General features: G+C 45.0%; 14 protein-coding genes. 6 read left to right on the forward strand and 8 right to left on the reverse strand.

Annotated features, from left to right (window positions below):
- Together ACHA99_RS12880 and ACHA99_RS12885 are read right to left on the reverse strand one after the other, a co-directional pair.
- The coding region (locus tag ACHA99_RS12880; protein ID WP_393943138.1) for a phage regulatory CII family protein at window positions 1-419 on the reverse strand (419 nt) is incomplete at its 3' end.
- 35 nt (window positions 420-454) lie between these two features.
- On the reverse strand, window positions 455-694 hold the full coding sequence (locus tag ACHA99_RS12885; protein ID WP_259578054.1) for a DNA-binding protein: 240 nt from the start codon (window positions 692-694) through the stop codon (window positions 455-457).
- An 83-nt stretch (window positions 695-777) separates the two neighbouring features.
- Between ACHA99_RS12885 and ACHA99_RS12890 the strand changes: the two genes are divergently transcribed.
- The 3 genes from ACHA99_RS12890 to ACHA99_RS12900 are packed head-to-tail and all read left to right on the forward strand — an operon-like array spanning window position 778 to window position 3,120.
- Complete coding sequence (locus ACHA99_RS12890) at window positions 778-1,479, forward strand: helix-turn-helix transcriptional regulator (protein WP_393943140.1); 702 nt, start codon at window positions 778-780, stop codon at window positions 1,477-1,479.
- Window positions 1,480-1,504: 25 nt separating this feature from the next.
- Window positions 1,505-2,092: a hypothetical protein gene (locus ACHA99_RS12895; RefSeq protein ID WP_393943142.1), complete on the forward strand. Its 588-nt coding sequence runs from the start codon at window positions 1,505-1,507 to the stop codon at window positions 2,090-2,092.
- The gene (locus ACHA99_RS12900; RefSeq protein ID WP_393943144.1) at window positions 2,092-3,120 is read left to right on the forward strand and encodes a tyrosine-type recombinase/integrase; all 1,029 of its coding nucleotides are present in this window, start codon (window positions 2,092-2,094) and stop codon (window positions 3,118-3,120) included. Before ACHA99_RS12895 ends, ACHA99_RS12900 begins: the two co-directional genes overlap by 1 nt.
- 335 nt (window positions 3,121-3,455) lie before the next feature.
- Here ACHA99_RS12900 and ACHA99_RS12905 read toward each other — a convergent pair whose 3' ends face one another.
- Together ACHA99_RS12905 and ACHA99_RS12910 are read right to left on the reverse strand one after the other, a co-directional pair.
- Entirely contained in the window at window positions 3,456-4,694 is a 1,239-nt protein-coding gene (locus ACHA99_RS12905; protein ID WP_393943146.1) for a DEAD/DEAH box helicase, read from the reverse strand.
- Between the two features lie 99 nt (window positions 4,695-4,793).
- The gene (locus tag ACHA99_RS12910) at window positions 4,794-7,514 is read right to left on the reverse strand and encodes a putative bifunctional diguanylate cyclase/phosphodiesterase (protein WP_393943148.1); all 2,721 of its coding nucleotides are present in this window, start codon (window positions 7,512-7,514) and stop codon (window positions 4,794-4,796) included.
- Between the two features lie 519 nt (window positions 7,515-8,033).
- Here ACHA99_RS12910 and ACHA99_RS12915 point away from each other — a divergent pair.
- A complete protein-coding gene (locus ACHA99_RS12915) occupies window positions 8,034-10,451 on the forward strand; it encodes a Lon protease family protein (RefSeq protein ID WP_393943150.1) in 2,418 nt (805 codons plus the stop codon).
- 72 nt (window positions 10,452-10,523) lie between these two features.
- Here the strand turns inward: ACHA99_RS12915 and ACHA99_RS12920 are convergent, their stop codons facing one another.
- Window positions 10,524-11,591: an alkene reductase gene (locus ACHA99_RS12920; RefSeq protein ID WP_212600007.1), complete on the reverse strand. Its 1,068-nt coding sequence runs from the start codon at window positions 11,589-11,591 to the stop codon at window positions 10,524-10,526.
- A gap of 133 nt (window positions 11,592-11,724) precedes the next feature.
- Here ACHA99_RS12920 and ACHA99_RS12925 point away from each other — a divergent pair, with 133 nt between their 5' ends.
- On the forward strand, window positions 11,725-12,306 hold the full coding sequence (locus ACHA99_RS12925) for a TetR/AcrR family transcriptional regulator (RefSeq protein ID WP_263206050.1): 582 nt from the start codon (window positions 11,725-11,727) through the stop codon (window positions 12,304-12,306).
- 176 nt (window positions 12,307-12,482) lie between these two features.
- Here the strand turns inward: ACHA99_RS12925 and ACHA99_RS12930 are convergent, their stop codons facing one another.
- Both ACHA99_RS12930 and ACHA99_RS12935 read right to left on the reverse strand, forming a co-directional pair.
- Window positions 12,483-12,707 carry a TIGR02922 family protein gene (locus ACHA99_RS12930; protein ID WP_028760777.1) on the reverse strand — a complete coding sequence of 75 codons (225 nt, stop codon included), beginning with the start codon at window positions 12,705-12,707 and terminating at the stop codon, window positions 12,483-12,485.
- 332 nt (window positions 12,708-13,039) lie between these two features.
- Window positions 13,040-14,608 carry a methyl-accepting chemotaxis protein gene (locus ACHA99_RS12935; protein WP_393943153.1) on the reverse strand — a complete coding sequence of 523 codons (1,569 nt, stop codon included), beginning with the start codon at window positions 14,606-14,608 and terminating at the stop codon, window positions 13,040-13,042.
- A 435-nt stretch (window positions 14,609-15,043) separates the two neighbouring features.
- Here ACHA99_RS12935 and ACHA99_RS12940 point away from each other — a divergent pair, with 435 nt between their 5' ends.
- Window positions 15,044-15,766: a YebC/PmpR family DNA-binding transcriptional regulator gene (locus ACHA99_RS12940; protein ID WP_393943155.1), complete on the forward strand. Its 723-nt coding sequence runs from the start codon at window positions 15,044-15,046 to the stop codon at window positions 15,764-15,766.
- Window positions 15,767-15,831: 65 nt separating this feature from the next.
- Here ACHA99_RS12940 and ACHA99_RS12945 read toward each other — a convergent pair whose 3' ends face one another.
- Window positions 15,832-17,508, reverse strand: coding sequence for a carotenoid oxygenase family protein (locus tag ACHA99_RS12945; RefSeq protein ID WP_393943157.1), 1,677 nt, complete (start codon window positions 17,506-17,508; stop codon window positions 15,832-15,834).
- Window positions 17,509-17,510 lie beyond the last annotated feature (2 nt).

A 17,510-nucleotide genomic window follows, 5' to 3' on the forward strand; every position in this document is an offset into this window, starting at 1 on the left:
GCTTCATGGCGCATGCGTTCGGTGATGCCACCGCGCCGCGCTTTTACGTCTAATGCCATGTTGCCCAGCCATCCCGCGTTGGCGCTGATTTCTAGCGCGCGATCGGTCAGTGACATGCGCTCACACTGGTTTAAATCTTCAATTACCATTGATGGCGCGCAGCCCAGTTCAAGCAACATGCCGTCGATAATGCAGCGATTGCCGCTGGCTTTAGCGATGTCCACAGCTTCGTGGATGCTGAGTTGATGTGGCTGGCTCAGTAGCAATTTATTGCGCAGCATTTGCGGCTTATTGAAGTGCGCCGCTTTGGCGATTTCGCTCAATTGCTCGCCGTCGGCAAACTGCCTCAGCGCACCCGCGATATGTGGCTGGTGCGCTGCTTTGGCTGGGCTTTGTGTGCATGGGCTGGTGCTATACATGGCCGCAAATCTCCGTTTTGCTTATGCTCAAATCACTAAGCTGACTTAGCGTTATTTGGCATAGTGACCGCCGTCATATCTGCGGCCTGTTGTGCCATTTGGTGTAGCGCGACCATGTTGATGTATGGCGTGTGGCGGGCGTTGGTTTTTGGCATGCATGGCAAACGACCGTGGCGAACTAAATAGCGCACGTTATCAACGGTTGTGCCAGTTCTACGGGCGAACTCTTCGTAGCTTAAAACTGGTGTGTCAATATTTACGATTACTGTGCTCATTGTGGTAATCTCGCTCTTATCTTCGTTTCATGTAATTGGCGTTACATGGTGTTAAGTTTCAATGTCGAGACATAATTGATCATATGAAAAACTTTGTCAACATTCAAAATACACAATTTAGAATTCCTTTGAATTCTTTACCTGCTTACGACGGCGGCGATACTGTGATAGTGCGGTTATTAGCCATGTTTGGCGTGCGCAATAGGCTTGAGCTTGGAGACGTTCTAGGCATAAGTTCTGGTACGTTTGCGACATGGAAAACCCGCAATACAACTCCATTTGAATTGCTGATCAGAATCCATCTAGCCACTGGTGTTCCTATGGAATACCTATGTTTTGGCCATGAAGGTGAAGCAGTTGATTTAATGAAATATGGTGTGTCAAAGAAAAATGAATATATCGATGGGAAAGTCATTGGTATTGAAGATCGATTAGCTACTTATCGCTTGCCCTCGTTAAAGATTTTTTCAATTGAAAATGGTCATTTGAAACCTAAATCCGAGTTTTTTGCAGATAAATCATTTATGCAATTGGCTGGTTTAGTTGGTGTAGATGCTGATTTGACAGTGCTTGAATCCGGCAATCTTCTCTTTATTAACTCAAATGAAATTACCGTATCTAACGGTCGCTATCTTTTTTCGATTAATGAGATTTACCAAATCGGTAATTTACGCATGCTGCCAGATGGTCACGCCTATCTTTTCCATGAAGGTGATAAGTATCAAGTCGACCCGAACACCACCAAGATCCACGGTAAGGTAGTATCAGTTTTAGAAACGGTTTAATTAACGTTAAACAAGGAAGTGATATATGAACAACAAATTTAAAAATGATCATTACGACTCTCCAGCCCAAGCAAGAGCGCGCAAGTTAATGAAGCCCCTTTTTTATACCGCTATTGGTATTTTTGTGTTGCTATTTATTGTGATGATAATCGATATCAATAACGACCCTAAGCCTGTATCAAATGCTAATTTGCAGTCAGTTAGTAATACTGCTAACGATTCTAAATTTCAGGCTTTCAACGGTCTAAGTGATTGCCAAATGGCAGTCACCATACTTAAAGAATATCCTCCGATAATACAGTCTCTTAAGTCATTAATCGACACTCCAAATTTAACTTACGAAATGGCTAATAATTGGAAATCAAAAACTAATTTTGATGCCACATTAAGCAAGTTAGATGGTAAGTTTCCTGCAATTACACGTGCTGATATGTATAACTCACGTTTAGCTAAAGGTTTAAATTTTAGAATTGGGCAGGTTTGGAGAGATATTTTTTCTAGTCTTAGACAAACTAATAATCAAGGCCCAATAAAAACTGAACAAATGGATTTAATGCAAAATGAACTAAGTCAGATTCTATCTAACTGCAAAGCGGAGTTTGATAAAAAGTAATGTCAGTTCGCAATCTAAAAGACGGCAGTAATTTTCCTTGGCTTTGCGAGTGCTACCCGAACGGCCGTGAAGGTCGGCGTGTGCGCAAGAAATTTGCGACAAAGGGCGAGGCGACGGCGTTCGAGTTGCACACCATGAAAACCATCGACGAAAAACCATGGCTTGGTGAAAAGGTCGATAACAGGCGCTTATCTGAATTAATCCAGCTTTGGCATGATTTGCATGGGCGACAACTGGCCGAGCCCGAAAATCGTTTGCGTAAGTTGCAGCTGATTTGCATTGGCTTAGAGGATCCGATAGCCAGCAAGTTAACCGTGAATGATTTTGCACATTATCGCCAACAACGCCTAAGCGGTGAAATTGTCGATATGCAAGGTAATAAGACTGTGGTTAAACCTGTGACGGTTAACCATGAGCAAGCCTATTTGCATGCGGTGTTTTCTGAACTTAAAAAGTTAGGCGAGTGGCGGCACCCTAACCCGATGGAAGGGCTTTCGGCTTTTAAGATTGATGAAACTGAACTGTCTTATTTGTACCCCGAGGAAATACCGCGCTTATTAGATGAATGTCGCAATGCCAAATATGAACATTTAGTCACGATTGTGATGATTTGTTTGTCGACTGGTTGCCGCTGGTCTGAGGCTGAAGGATTGCGCGGTAGTCAGATTGCCAATAACCGCATCACCTTTGTAAAAACTAAAGGTAAGAAAAATCGCACTGTGCCGATTTCTGATGCACTGATTGAACTTATCCCGCGCATGCGAGGCCCATTGTTTAGGCCTTGTCGCCGTTCGTTTGACCAAGCCATCAAACGGGCAAAGATTGAGTTACCCGAAGGCCAGATGACCCATGTGTTACGCCATACTTTCGCCAGCCACTTTATGATGAACGGCGGAAACATTTTAGTGCTTAAGGAAATACTGGGGCATTCTGATATTAAAGATACGATGCGCTATGCCCACTTTGCGCCAACGCATCTTGAAGATGCGATCACAAAAAACCCGCTTGCTCAATTACGAATTACTTAGCCACAATGGCGACAAAGTGGCGGCATTGATTTACATCGGCTAACGCCATTTAACACAGATAATCATTTAACTTACTGTTTTTAATATAAATCATTGTTTTTATAATAGTATGAGTAAAATGTAGGTGTTCTGGACGCGGGTTCAAGTCCCGCCGCCTCCACCAATTTTACCAGAAGGGCTTAACCGCAAGGTTAAGCCCTTTTTGTTTGAGCTTTCAAGATTACTATCGATTCAAATGTGGCGGCGGGAACTGAACTGGCGTCGACAAATAAATCATCTAACCACTTGATCTAAAATTTATTATATTCAGCCATTCAGACGCCGCACCTAAAAAACTACCTTTTCCCCTTCCCACCTAAAGCGCGCTTTTTGGCACGTTGTTTTTGGGCCGCTTTGCCGTTACGTCTTGGTTCTGCGTCCATTTTATTAAAGTCGGGTTCAAAGCCGGGTAACCATTGCTGTGGTAAACGCTTGTCCAATACGACTTCGACTTCTTCCAATAATAGGGCGTCCTCTTGACTAAAGAGGGTGATGGCAAGCCCTGCACTACCCGCTCGACCTGTGCGACCAATACGATGAATATAATCTTCAGCGATAAAGGGTAGCTCAAAGTTGATCACATATTTAAGCTCGACGATATCTAGGCCTCTGGCGGCGACATCCGTTGCCACTAGCACTTGAATTTTGCCTTGTTTAAATTCCTGCAAAACTTTCTCGCGCGCGCCTTGAGACAAGTCACCGTGAAACGCCTGAGTGATAATATCGGCTTTATTGAGTTGCTGAACCAGTTTATCGACGCCTTGCTTAGTGCGGCTAAAAATCAACACTTGATGCCAGTTTTTACTGCGTACCAGATGGCTGACGAGTTCGATTTTACGGTCGGCGTCGACGGCATAAACCACTTGTTCAATTTCGGCAGCGGTCGTGTTGCGCTTGGCAACTTCAATCAACTTGGGATCGCGCAGTAAGGTTTTACTTAAGCTGAAGATAGCGGCATCTAAAGTGGCAGAAAATAACAGGGTTTGTCTGTCACTCGGTACTTGCTTGAGCACGGCTTGAATTTCATCCATAAACCCCATGTCGAGCATGCGGTCGGCTTCATCAAAAACAAGCACACTCAATTGCTTAAGATTTAATGCACCTTGCCTAAGGTGGTCAAGTAAGCGACCCGGTGTTGCGATTAACACATCAATCCCTGCATTAAACACAGCGACCTGCGCATCGATACTCACGCCGCCGTAGGCGATACCGATACGAATATCAGTCCCTTTAGCGTACTTAACAAAACTCTGCTGTACCTGCACCGCCAGTTCACGTGTCGGCACTAAGACTAATCCGCGTACGGGTCTCACAGCCGTTAACTCTTGCGAAGGGCTGAGTGTCATCAAATGATGCAAGATAGGCAAGGCGAACGCAGCGGTTTTGCCTGTACCCGTTTGGGCGCCAGCCATCACATCCCGTTTAGCTAAGATGGCAGGGATCGCTTCTAACTGGATAGGCGTTGGCGATTCATAGCCAAGAGCCGCTAAGGTATTCACTAACGTGGAGTTTAAGGATAAGGCACTAAAAGACATTGCGGTTAACCACTGAAAATAATGGCTAGAATTTTAGCAGACACAAACCCAAGCGACTAGCGGCATAGCGCTAGTCCTATTGTAATATGCAAACTTGTTTTACGATAAAAATGCGTCGAGATCTGCAGCTAGTTGCGGACGACTAAAAAGGTAACCTTGGGCTTGATCGCACTGGTTTTGTTGTAGGAAATCAGCTTGCTCTTTAGTTTCAACCCCTTCGGCGATAATTTCCAGCTTCAACGCATGTCCAAGCGCAATCACAGCCTTAGCGATAGCGGTATTGTTGGTATCGAAGGGAATGTCTCGCACAAAAGATTGATCAATTTTCAATTTATGAATAGGCAGTTTTTTCAAATAGTTGAGCGATGAATAGCCAGTACCAAAATCATCAACCGATAATTCGATACCCAGATCGCCAAGTCGCTTTAAGTCACGGATAGCAAGATCAGGATTCTGCATCATCACACTTTCGGTCACTTCAAGCTCTAAATGCTTGGCGGGCAAACCCGTTTCAGCTAAGACACGTTTCACATCATCCACAAAGGAACTGCGCTGTAACTGTTGTCCTGCCACGTTCACGGCAATGCGGCCAAAGTGTTTGCCTTCACTAAGCCAGCGCATTCCCTGGCGGCAAGCAGTTTCTAACACCCATAAGCCAATTTCATGGATAAGACCTATTTTTTCTGCCACAGGAATAAATATCGCGGGCGAAATCAAACCCAGTTGAGGATCGTGCCAACGCAGTAATGCTTCAAATCCCACGGTTTGTCGAGTCACTAAATCAAGTTTTGGCTGGTACATTAAGTACAAGGCATTTTGCTCAATCGCGCCATAGAGGGCACTTTGCAGCTTAAGATGCTCAAAAGACTGTTGAGTTAAGGACTCTGTATAAAAAGCATAATTATTGCGGCCATCATTTTTGGCGCGATACATGGCCGCATCGGCGTTACGCAGTAAAGTGTCCGCATCGGTTCCATCATTTGGATACAAAGAAACGCCCATACTCGCCGTTAAACGTAAGTGGTCGCCCGTGCTCACAATAAAAGGTTGCTCAAACACTTGGCGCAATTGATTTATGGCAACTGCGGCATCGGCACTATTGTCGATCCCTGAAATCAATGCCACAAACTCATCGCCACCAATCCGTGATAACACATCCTGATCGCCTACTTGGCTGCGTAAACGCTTGGCAAGCTCGACCAACATTTCATCGCCTATACTGTGGCCAAAACTGTCGTTGATATGCTTGAACAGATCGACATCAATCATCACAGTCGCTAATTGCAAATTCAGCCGCTTAGCTTGTCGCACTTCTTGCTTAAGCTGCATCATGAACTTCATGCGATTGGGCAAATGCGTTAGCGGGTCAAAATACGCTAAGTGCGTGAGTTGCGCTTCATTCTCTTTCTGGGCTGAAATATCGGCAAACACAGCGACAAAATAACGTACATCTCCAACGTCATCATAAATAGTGCTTATGGTGATATTTTGCGGAAAAATCGTGCCATTTTTACGCCGATTCCAGATTTCACCGTTCCATTTACCTTGAGTAAACAAGGTATTCCAGAGTTTATCGAAAAAATCTTTATCATGCCGGCCCGAACTAAAAATCCGAGGATTCTGGCCAAGTAACTCTTCCCTCACATAACCTGTGATCTCAAAAAATGCACCGTTAACGTCGGTAATATTGCCATGCCGGTCGGTCACAACCACACCTTCAACCGAGTTTTTAAACACATTGGTCGCCAGTGTCAGTTGTTCTTCAACTGCTTTATGCTTGGAGATGTTGCGAGTCATACCGATAACGCCCACGAGCTCACCCTGGGCATTGAGTGTTGGGAGTTTTAGCGTTTCTAGCCAAAGATGATTTTTAGCTTCACTGCCATCTAAACACTCAGCGACAATGATAGGTGTACCAGACTCGATAGCGAGCCTATCACCCTCTAGAAAAATCTCTGCAATATCAGCACCAAAGAGTTCAACATCGGATTTACCAACAATCTCACTACGGGGCATTTCCCACGCATTCTCAACACTACGATTGCAAAGAGTGTAAATGCCAGCGGCATTTTTCATCCAAATATGTTCGTCAAAACTATCGATAAAAGTTTGTAAATCGACCGTTTCGACACGACTCGGTGAACCTCGGCTTAATGTTTCAGCCGCATTATGTTGGCTCAACATCTCGCCTAACTGATGTTGAATGCTATCGCTGATAAGCTTAGCGAGTTGTAGCGTTTTTGAATCTACACCTTGAGCCTCGTTGTGATAGAAGCATAAAAAGCCAAAATTAGCCCCAGATGGCCAAGCGAGAGACAAACAAATCACGCTGCCGATTGCGCTACAAGTGTGCCAATCTGAGTGCTGCCGAGTATCCATAATTAACAGAGGCTCACGTACCTGCTCAGTTAGCTGTGATACAGATAATGCAGCCGTGATTTGATGACTGCCTAATCGCGGCAATGCTGAAATCGGCTCACTCAGGCTGGACAACTTAGCATTGCTTAGAGGGAAAATAGTAGATTTATCAATAACATCAAAGGGATTTGAAACGATTTCTGATGGTGTGAGCATTGAGGGCATCACAACGGACTGGCTTATAGCAGGCTGGAGGTTAGCCAAATGATTGCCACTTAAATGGCTGAGTATTACCTGTATTTCACTTTCAGCCGCAGAGTCTGAACTTAACATGCTGCTAAGTTCACCCGCAGCATTCCATGCTAATAACATTGCTTTACTGCTTGATATCTCAGCGACTAAATTTAAGTCACTCAACCAGTTATCCAGCTGTTGCTGCGTAATAGGTACATCTATCATCATCTTGCCAACTCAGATCTCGTTACTGCTCAATCGGCCTACGGCGAGAATACCGTAAGACCTTAAACACATGCCCAATATTGCTACAGAGGGAAAATGTTAACCAAGCAGTAAAATCTCATAAAATTTTACGTTTAACATCAAATCAATACATCTCAATTGGCACTATGGTTGGATCTAAAACTTACTCCATCATATCCACCTTTTAGGGTGGTAGAGGTCAAACCATCAAAATTCACACTAACTTACTCACACTCAGCAGACTGCTTGCACGGGTAAATCCAACTAACATTGCATTTGCTACTTTAGCACAAAATTTTAGTGTCAGTATCGCGATAAGTTTATTGAGTAACAATTAGTTAGACTTAATCAATTAAGTCTTCCCCCGATAATTCAGCACTTTCTTAGCGAGAGAAAACCATCCCTAGAGACATATATCAGCAATAACAGAGTTTTGATTGACAAAAATGCTATCTTATTGTCTACAATGGAAATAATAAGGCTGAAAAACCAAGGATATTTATGCCCACAGACGTCGTATCAAGCCAAGCTACCCTGCTCAACAGTAAACAATTATATCGCATTTGCGAACTCGACCAATTAAGCACAGATTGCCAATCGACAGCAGAACTCACACCTCTCAATGACATTGTCGGCCAAGAACGCGCCCAGCAAGCGGTAGAATTTGCAATGGGAATTAAAGAAAAGGGTTACAACATCTACGCCATAGGTCAGAACGGTCTCGGCAAACGGACCATGATGCTGCGTTACCTAAGCCGTCACGAGCCAAACGACCATACCCTGTACGATTGGTGCTATGTGGTCAATTTCGATGATACCCGTTGCCCTAAAGTGCTGAAACTGAGCGCAGGGACTGGGCTTGAATTTAAAAAAGCCGTCGAAAAGTTGATGCTTAAACTTGTCAAAGCTATGCCTTTAGCCTTTGATAATGAAATGTATTATGCCCGGACTGAAAAGCTCAAAAGCCAATTATCACAGAAGCAAGAAGTCGCACTCACTGAATTAACCGAAGAAGCAAAACAAAAAGGCATCAGCCTCAGTTTAACCATGCAGGGCGACTATCAAATGGTAGCGCTCAATGGTGAAGAACCCCATGACGAAGCTTCATTCGAAGCATTGACAGAGACTGAACGTAGTCAATTTGAAAGTAATATCAATGGCCTAGAAGTTAAACTGCGCGGTATTATTCGCCAAATCACTGAATGGGAAGAAGAATTCAGCGACAAGCAGCAAGAGCATGACGAACAAGTCGCCAAAGAAGTGTTAATTCATTTTATTAAGCCACTCAAAGATAAGTTCAAGCACCAGCCCGAAGCGCGGACTTTCTTAACCGGTATGCAGGCGGATATCTTAGACAATTTAGATATCTTTTTAGAAGAAAGTGAAGAACAACTGGGCCTAGCCTACGCTTCCCTTGAAAAGAAAATGCCCCGCCGCTACCAAGTTAACGTTTTGGTCGCTCAAGGGACTCAAAAATTCCCTATTGTCGTAGAAGAAAGCCCAAGTTATCACAGCCTATTTGGCTATGTGGAAAACGCTACCTTCAGGGGGACAGTGTTCACCGACTTCTCACTTATCCGCTCCGGCAGTCTGCACAAAGCTAACGGCGGCGTGTTATTGATGGATGCGGTAAAAGTGTTAGAACGCCCTTACGTGTGGGACGGACTAAAACGCGCCCTGCGTTCACGCAAACTCGATTTAAGTTCACTGGAGCGGGAAGTGTCACTGTCGGGCACGATTTCATTGGCGCCTGAGCCTATCCCCTTAGATGTGAAAATTATTCTGTTTGGCGATCATGAAACTTATCAGCTATTACAGCACTATGATCCTGACTTCAGTGAGTTATTCCGCGTTACCGCCGATTTTGAAGATGTGATGGACAGAACCTCAACTTCTGAGGCGCACTATGCCCGCTTTATTTCGAGCATAGTTCACGACAACAACATGCTACATTGCGACCGTGCGGCTATAGCACGCATCATCGAATACAGCTCGCGGGAGGCCGAAGATCAACAAAAACTGTCGCTACACTCAGCCAATATTGCCAACCTACTGCGGGAATCAAACTACTGTGCTAAATCGGCAGGCAGTCAGCAAATTTTAGTGCCGCACGTTGAGCAAGCACTGCGAAATCAAGAGCAAAGAGTCTCGCGTCTGCACGACAACATAATGCAAAGCTTTACCAACGGCACGACCTTGATTAGCACTCAGGGCAAAGTGGTTGGGCAAATCAATGCCTTATCCGTCATCTCGACCTCAGATCATCAGTTTGGTATGCCCAATCGCATCACAGCAACCACAGCGTTTGGTAAGGGTGAAGTGATGGATATCGAGCACAGAGTCAAACTTGGAGGCCGGATCCATTCTAAGGGCGTGTTGATCTTAACCGCTTATTTAGCCTCAGTTTTAGGTAAGACGGCGCAAATCCCGCTCACCACTTACCTTACCTTTGAGCAATCATACAGCGGTGTGGACGGTGACAGCGCGTCGATGGCCGAATGCTGCGCCATTATCTCGGCTATTAGCGAGCAAGCAATTAGGCAAGATATTGCCATCACAGGTTCGATGAACCAATTTGGTGAGGCTCAGCCCATTGGCGGCGTGAATGAAAAAATTGAAGGCTTCTTCGATGTCTGCAAAATAAAAGGCCGTACGCCGGAACAAGGGGTGATTATTCCTGCCTCGAACATGGCCAACCTTATGCTGCGCAAAGACATTGTCGATGCAGTGGCACAGGGGGAATTCCACATTTGGGCCATTACCCATGTGACTCAAGCCATGGAGTTACTGCTCGGTAAAACCGCAGGAAGTTTGCCGCAAACGGCCACACCTAGCCAAGGGCAATATTCTCCCGAGAGCATTTTTGGCATCGCTCAGCAAAAGCTCACCGCACTCAGATCCTTAGTTAAAGCGGATTAAGTAAAAACGAGAGAGACAAACGAAAAGGGTTAGCACATGCTAACCCTTTCTTTATAAAGCTATTAAGCGAAATTATACTAAGCTTGCAAGCATTTCGTCGCTGTAAGGAACAAGTTCAACGCCATCACGCACGCGAGCAACATAGTCAGGGTTAGCAATGAATGGACGACCGATAGCAATCAAATCAAACTTATTCGCCGCAATCGCTTCACTGGCGGTTTCAGCGCTGTAGCTTCCAACACCCACTAAGGTTTTGCCATAGTGTGCGCGCACATAGCTTGAAGCTCTGCCACCAAGATAATCGAATTCCATGCTGTCATCGAAAATCCCAATATGCACAAAAGCGATATCGCGGGATTCCAGCTCAGGCAAGAAGTAATCGAACACTTCGCGGTCACGACTATCTGCCGCCATATTGAAATAAGCCCCTGGAGAAATCCGTAAACCGGTTCTGTCTTTGCCGATACGAGCCACAACAGCATCGACAACCTCAAGCGCAAAGCGGGACATATTGGCTGGAGTGCCACCGTATTCATCGGTGCGGCGATTGCTGTCATGGTGTAAGAAAGTATCAATCAAATAACCATTTGCACCATGTATTTCGACGCCATCGAACCCCGCTTCAATGGCATTTTCCGCCGCTTTGGCGTAATCACGCACTAGGCCTTGAATATCCTCAAGTGTGGCAGGTTTTGGCGTGACATAAGTCAGTTCGCGCATTCTTGGCACGCTGCCTTCAATCTTCTGCGCTGATGCCGCAAGCACATCACCACCACCGAAAAAGTGTGGATGAGCGACGCGGCCCGTATGCCATAACTGCACAAAAATCTTACCGCCATTGGCATGTACCGCATCGGTCACTTTACGCCAGCCAGCAATTTGCGCTTGAGTAAAAATACCAGGGGTATTTGGGTAACCTTGAGCATCGGGACGAATAATCGTCGCCTCTGTGATGATCAAACCCGCTTCGGCGCGGCGTGCATAATAGGCAACCATATCATCGGTCGGCACTAAATCGGCATCCGCCATACAACGGGTTAAAGGTGCCATTAAGATACGATTATTTAAAGTAATAGTGTCATTAAGTGAGTAGGTATCGAACAGATTTACCAATGAATTTGGCGTGGTTTGTGTGGTCATTTTCTCAGTTCCATTCTTGAATATGCATTCAAGATATTATTATTTGAACGATCATTCAAGTTTATTTTTGAATGTTTGTTCAAATTTAGGTAGAATCTGGCCTAAGCGTTTCTATACAAGTGAATGAAATTCGATGCGTAATGCAGAGTTCGACCGAGAACAGGTACTTCGCGGCGCTATGGCCGCCTTCATGCACAAGGGTTACACCAAAACGAGCATGCAAGATCTTACTCAAGCCACGGGATTACATCCGGGGTCGATTTACTGTGCCTTCACTAATAAACGCGGGTTATTAATCGCGGCCATTGAGCAATATCAACTCGACAGAAACGAACAATTCAACAATCTATTCGGCAATGGCGAGAATGTGCTGACTAATTTGAAAACCTACTTAGATCATCTCGTTATTGAATGTCTGAGTTGCGATAGCGCCCAAGCTTGCTTACTGACAAAAGCGTTAAATGAAATTGCAGAGCAAGATGTTGAGATCCGGGACATCATCAATCAGTATCTACAATCTTGGCAGCAAGCACTCACGCTACAATTTGCCACTGCAACGTTGCAAGGACTACTCCAAGGCAATCGCAGCAGCGAGCAAAGAGCCCAATATTTAATGATGGGAATTTATGGTTTAAGAACCTTCGCCCACACCCATCCTAATGCCGAAACCTTACAGTACCTTGCAGACCAATTGCTGGTAGAAGTCTGCCATTAAAGTGCGTTAATTTGTGGGACAGTAAATATCTGAATGACTAACCGAATATGATTAGGCGCACAAGCGCTAACATTAATAGAAATAGATGGATTGAATAGAATTTTTGCAGAAGATGTCGGGACGATAATTTAGCAAAGCGAATTATTCGTCCCAAGAATGACGATTAGTTTAAAATGTTAACCTATATTAGCTTGAGCGAACACTCGCTCACCTAATGAATTCAATATCTTACACTCACCTTCAAGTACAGCAATGATAGATTTTCCCTTGCGGAAACTTGCAGGTATCATCACACGCCCAGCTTCACTCACTGGCAAATTACCTAATACGGCGTTGTGCATAATTAACCCTACGGGCGCATCATAATATAAAACAGTTACAGTCGCTTGATTTGCTTGCATCACATTTAACTCACATTAAGCAGCATCTACTGCGTTATATTTACGTCGCAAGAGAGCTCCCTGTCCTCAACATTTTAAAATATCCAAAAAGATATTTTAAACATTTTAAATCAATTGCTTAAGGTCTTATTCAAATTTTATGATTTTTTATTGGATACAATACTGTCTTATACTGTACACCTTGGGCTATTTAAGCACTTCGGCAAAAAGATGCCAATCTATTTCTATTATGTTAATCAATTACCCACTATCGATCACATATAAGACACAAATAAAGATGCGTTTTTATGCATTTTTTAGAGTAAATAACCTAAATTTGAGTTATCAGTAATCTACTTAGCTTTAAATCCCACTCGAAATCCGCCCCAATGTTTACCGTTTACAAAAATGGGCACAGACAAGTCGTGCATCACTTCGCCCGTATCGCGTTTATAAGTTTGCAATAGCACAGGTTCAGTATGGGCGCCGCAACGGATCCCTGTCGGATCATTAAACAAGCGTTTGGTTCGATTGTGCACCATATCAACCTCAACTTTGCCTGTCAGTGCTTGGCTAAAGCGTTTATTATGGGTCGGAAAATAACCTTTCCTATCAACGGCTCCCGCATAAATAATTTCGCTGTGTTTTGCCAGAATGGGCTCTTGAATTGTTGGAAAATGCTGATCGGTATAACGGTCGAAAGCCGTGCTGTATTTCTGTGGCTGAGTATTGGCAATAGGTTGATATTTAGGATTAAACAAATCCGCCTCGCTAAAACTGCCACTGGCTAAACCTTGTGCTAACTTGTCACCGCACGCTTTAGCGGCAACATTCGCCAATTGCAAAACCTGCTGATCGAAGGTTTGTGTATCCCATTTAGACAGCGCTTTAAAAATACCCTCAGTGGTCAAGGATAAAGTAAAGGCCTGCTCGGATACGCTATGACTCTGTTTACCCGTCGAATTTAACGAGTCACGTATTTGAGTCACCGAGCGGCTAATGTCGTTAGTAGTGTTGTTATATTGTTTGAGTGAATCTTCCATATCACCTAAGGCATGGGCCGATTGGGTCACAGAAGCCGAAATCTCAGTGAAGTGCGCGTCTAACTCGCCCATGGCGGCGACCACATCGGCGGTTTGCGTCACGACTCGCTCCATCAGCCCAGAAGTTTTATCCGTTTCGCTGCGGATTTCTAATAACATCTTGCCGATATCTTGGGTCGCACCTGCGGTTTTACCCGCAAGGCTGCGTACTTCGTCAGCCACTACCGCAAAACCTCGACCCTGCTCTCCCGCACGAGCCGCTTCGATGGCCGCATTTAACGCCAAAAGATTCGTTTGTTCGGCAACGGAGTTAATCACTTCGGTAATTTTTTGGATTTCTTCGGCTCTTGATTTAAGCGCCTGCACTTGCTCAGCGGCAGTATCAATATCCGTACTCAGTGAACGAATAGCCGCAACACCTTTCTGAGCTTGACTTCGTCCCTGCACGCTAACGCGCTCAGCCTCTTGAGCTTGGCCTAAAATATCGGCGGCATTATCGCCAAGTTGGGCCGTAGTGTGACTCAATTGCCCTGCAGCAACCGCAATGGCACTGGCATGCTCGCCATTTGATTCAATTGATTTATTCAATAAATCAATAAAATGCGACACCTCAGCCGAACCGATAGCCATTTTACTGGTTTGCACACTAATGTCGTGGGCGGGAATGCTTTGCTCTTGTAATGCCTTAATGTTTGCCTCATCGGTGTCGAGCTTAGCCTTAGATGCGCGCAAACACACCCACACCACTAAGCCACAGGCAAGAACGCCCAAGATCAACGCCTGCACAATACTCGGAAGATGCAGTCCCTCAAGTAATAAACTCCCCAGAGTGACCAGCGTGAAACTGATGAAAATTAAAATTTTGTGCTGTATTTCCATATACTTCCCGTAACTGCGCAAGGTAAAAATGAAAGGGAAATGCTAAGAGTCGAATCATTAGCCTTCGTTCAGCTGCTATCAATTACAGCGGCTATTGCTTACAACTGACGAGGGAGGGCTAACTATGATAGCGCTCAAGATTTATAGTTTTAGTCTATTTCTCTGAATAAGCTAGATAATTTATCTCGCTAAATAAACAAAGTAGAAGTTAGCTATCATCAACAGTCTCACGAGCGTATGGCATTAGACATTAGTATTAATCTATCGCGATATAGTCCTAGCCTATCTAAAAGCGGATCTTCCTTGATAAAACCAACTTTGCCCTGAAATGCGTGCCCCGTCGCCTTCTAGGTAATAAATCACATAGGGACGACTGCACTTATGCCAAGAAAACTGCTAATATCGGCGCAATTTTTTTGAGCTAACGAGATCAAGATGGGCAGAGCATATCAAAACAAGAAAGAATCCATGGCGAAAACAGCCGGTCAAAAAACCCGCATTTATTCACGCTACGGTAAAGAGATTTACGTTGTCGCTAAGCAAGGCGGCGTTGAGCCCGATGGAAACTTATCACTGCGTCGCTTAATTGAACGCGCTAAGAAAGACCAAGTGCCTGCGCATGTTATTGAACGCGCAATTGAAAAAGCCAAAGGCGGCGGTGGTGAAGATTACGATACCGCCCGTTACGAAGGTTTTGGTCCTGGCAACTGCATGGTCATTGTTGACTGCTTAACCGATAACGTAAAACGTACCTTCACCGAAGTGCGTCAAGCCTTCGTGAAAAACGATGCCAAACTCGGCAGCCCAGGTACAGTTGGCCACATGTTTGATCATCAAGCCGTGTTCGTGTTTGCGGGTGATGACGAAGATGCGATTTTAGAACTGCTGATGATGGCTGACGTTGATGTAAGCGATGTTGAGCTTGAAGATGGCTTAATCACAGTATACGCGCCACACACTGAATACTTTAAAGTCAAAACTGCGCTGACCGAAGCGATGCCAGAGGTTAACTTTGAATTTGACAATATCACCTTCGTACCGCAGGACATGACTAAAGTTGAAGGTGAAGATGTCGTTATGTTTGAAAAGTTTATTGCCGCACTTGAAGATTGTGACGACGTACAAAACGTCTATCACAATGCGGAAATTGATGACTAGACGTTTCTTTCGCCTGAAACAAAAACGCAGCTAATAGCTGCGTTTTTTATTTATAGATCAAAATATTAAGCTTCAATAAAGCAGCCATGAAACCCTAGTGGCAATACCCTGTTCATTTGAGCCGAAGCGATGGGGCCCGCACTGATATCACTGGCACGAAACAAAGACAAACCAGACTGTGCATTATGGTAATCGAGCCAAGTCATCAGTAAATAGGCTTCGTGCTGCTCAGTGGCGGGGATATAGAGCGGCTCTTCGGCAATTTTGCCTTTGCCAAGATAAAACTCGCTATAGCTCGCGTCGCCAAGTGTATCCGCACTGTGCTTGCTGCTGTCTTTTGCATTATGAATACAATACAGAGTGTTACTTAGCCCTGATTCAGATTCGGCTTCTGCTTCATATTTAAAGTTAGAGCTGGAGCCAGAGTTAACAGCTGAATCTGATCTTGCTCCAACGCCAAATAACGGAGCAAACGCCGAAGCCCCGCCTGTTTTCTCTGCAAACGTTTTTTCACCGCTAGTTTGTTTTTTACCCATAATGTGCTGCGAAAACTGGGGAAACTCCATCATCACGCCGCTGCGCTTAATACGTGCAGAGGAAGACAAGGTCTCCGCAAACTGCGTTTTGCTAGCTAGTGTAAATGCTGCTGTAAGTGGTGCTGTGAGCGGTACTGTAATTGTCACTAACTCGGCGTGGGGTGTCTTAGTTTTACGCTCCCCCGTCAGTAACCCCTTCATCCCTTGGGTTAAAATAGCTGAATTGGGATAGAGGCAAAGCTGCACAGAAAGTTCGTCATTCTTCTCAATGGCTTGACCAAAGTGAAACACAAATCCTGCAGGCAGTTGGTGTAACTGGCGCACGCTAAAATCGGCTTTGTCGATAACCAGTAATTGCGATGGCAATTCGGGGCGCCATTTAAAGGCATCAACATAGGTTTCGCCCTCTTCATACACGCAGGATGAAATGTAAAACACCAGCTTATTCTCACTCTGCGCGAAGGCATGTAAATAGCTAGCTTGAGGTAATTCAATCACTTCCATTCTGGCAATGCTGTCATCGGCTGCCACTTGATACACAAGTAATTGCTTATCACCACCGACATACCAGACGCCAAAATTCCATAGTCCACCTTGTCCGTCATCGAGTGGGTGAGCAGAAAAGGGCAAGCCCTTAAATTTGTCACCAAAGCTTTTCACGCCAAGCGTGGTTAAGGTCTGAGCATCAAGTCGATAGGGTGAACCCGCCTCCCATAAAGCGAGCAACTCGCCGTGGCGCGGCAATAAACTAGTATTGGCCACATTCAAATCGTCGTTATTTCGAATAGGTAAAGCATTGGGGATCACTGTGCCTGCAGTCGTGTACTTAAACGCGCCAGCGGCCTCTTCCACTTTAAACTTCTTTGTTTGGATAAACTTAGCCTGATGCTGAATTTGCCTATTGCTCACACTAAACTGTTGCACCATGCCATCGCCATCGAACCAATGCTGATATGCCTTACCTGCCCGAGACATTTTCGCTGGCCCATTACGATATAGATTGCCACTCAACTGCGCTGGCCACTCGCCCGAAACCTGCATAGTGAGTGGCTGATAGTCGCCTTCAGCCCCATTAAAACCTATGGCCCATGGCTCACGGGCGACCGCTTGTGCGTTATCCAGTGCCAGTAATTTATCCACCGAACTTGCCCAAACAGCAGTCGTCATTAGGGCGGCTGAGCCTGCTAGAAATTGACGTCTATCCATGG

Origin of the sequence: Shewanella sp. S23-S33 (assembly GCF_043359565.1) — a bacterium.
Lineage (GTDB): Bacteria > Pseudomonadota > Gammaproteobacteria > Enterobacterales > Shewanellaceae > Shewanella > Shewanella oncorhynchi.

What these genes read in the sequence shown, in the direction of transcription:
- ACHA99_RS12920 (WP_212600007.1), bottom strand. Translation starts at nt 11,591, where the DNA reads ATGACCACACAAACCACGCCAAATTCATTGGTAAATCTGTTCGATACC.
- ACHA99_RS12895 (WP_393943142.1), top strand. Translation starts at nt 1,505, where the DNA reads ATGAACAACAAATTTAAAAATGATCATTACGACTCTCCAGCCCAAGCA.
- ACHA99_RS12885 (WP_259578054.1), bottom strand. Translation starts at nt 694, where the DNA reads ATGAGCACAGTAATCGTAAATATTGACACACCAGTTTTAAGCTACGAA.
- ACHA99_RS12915 (WP_393943150.1), top strand. Translation starts at nt 8,034, where the DNA reads ATGCCCACAGACGTCGTATCAAGCCAAGCTACCCTGCTCAACAGTAAA.
- ACHA99_RS12900 (WP_393943144.1), top strand. Translation starts at nt 2,092, where the DNA reads ATGTCAGTTCGCAATCTAAAAGACGGCAGTAATTTTCCTTGGCTTTGC.
- ACHA99_RS12910 (WP_393943148.1), bottom strand. Translation starts at nt 7,514, where the DNA reads ATGATGATAGATGTACCTATTACGCAGCAACAGCTGGATAACTGGTTG.
- ACHA99_RS12935 (WP_393943153.1), bottom strand. Translation starts at nt 14,608, where the DNA reads ATGGAAATACAGCACAAAATTTTAATTTTCATCAGTTTCACGCTGGTC.
- ACHA99_RS12945 (WP_393943157.1), bottom strand. Translation starts at nt 17,508, where the DNA reads ATGGATAGACGTCAATTTCTAGCAGGCTCAGCCGCCCTAATGACGACT.
- ACHA99_RS12940 (WP_393943155.1), top strand. Translation starts at nt 15,044, where the DNA reads ATGGGCAGAGCATATCAAAACAAGAAAGAATCCATGGCGAAAACAGCC.
- ACHA99_RS12905 (WP_393943146.1), bottom strand. Translation starts at nt 4,694, where the DNA reads ATGTCTTTTAGTGCCTTATCCTTAAACTCCACGTTAGTGAATACCTTA.
- ACHA99_RS12890 (WP_393943140.1), top strand. Translation starts at nt 778, where the DNA reads ATGAAAAACTTTGTCAACATTCAAAATACACAATTTAGAATTCCTTTG.
- ACHA99_RS12930 (WP_028760777.1), bottom strand. Translation starts at nt 12,707, where the DNA reads ATGCAAGCAAATCAAGCGACTGTAACTGTTTTATATTATGATGCGCCC.
- ACHA99_RS12925 (WP_263206050.1), top strand. Translation starts at nt 11,725, where the DNA reads ATGCGTAATGCAGAGTTCGACCGAGAACAGGTACTTCGCGGCGCTATG.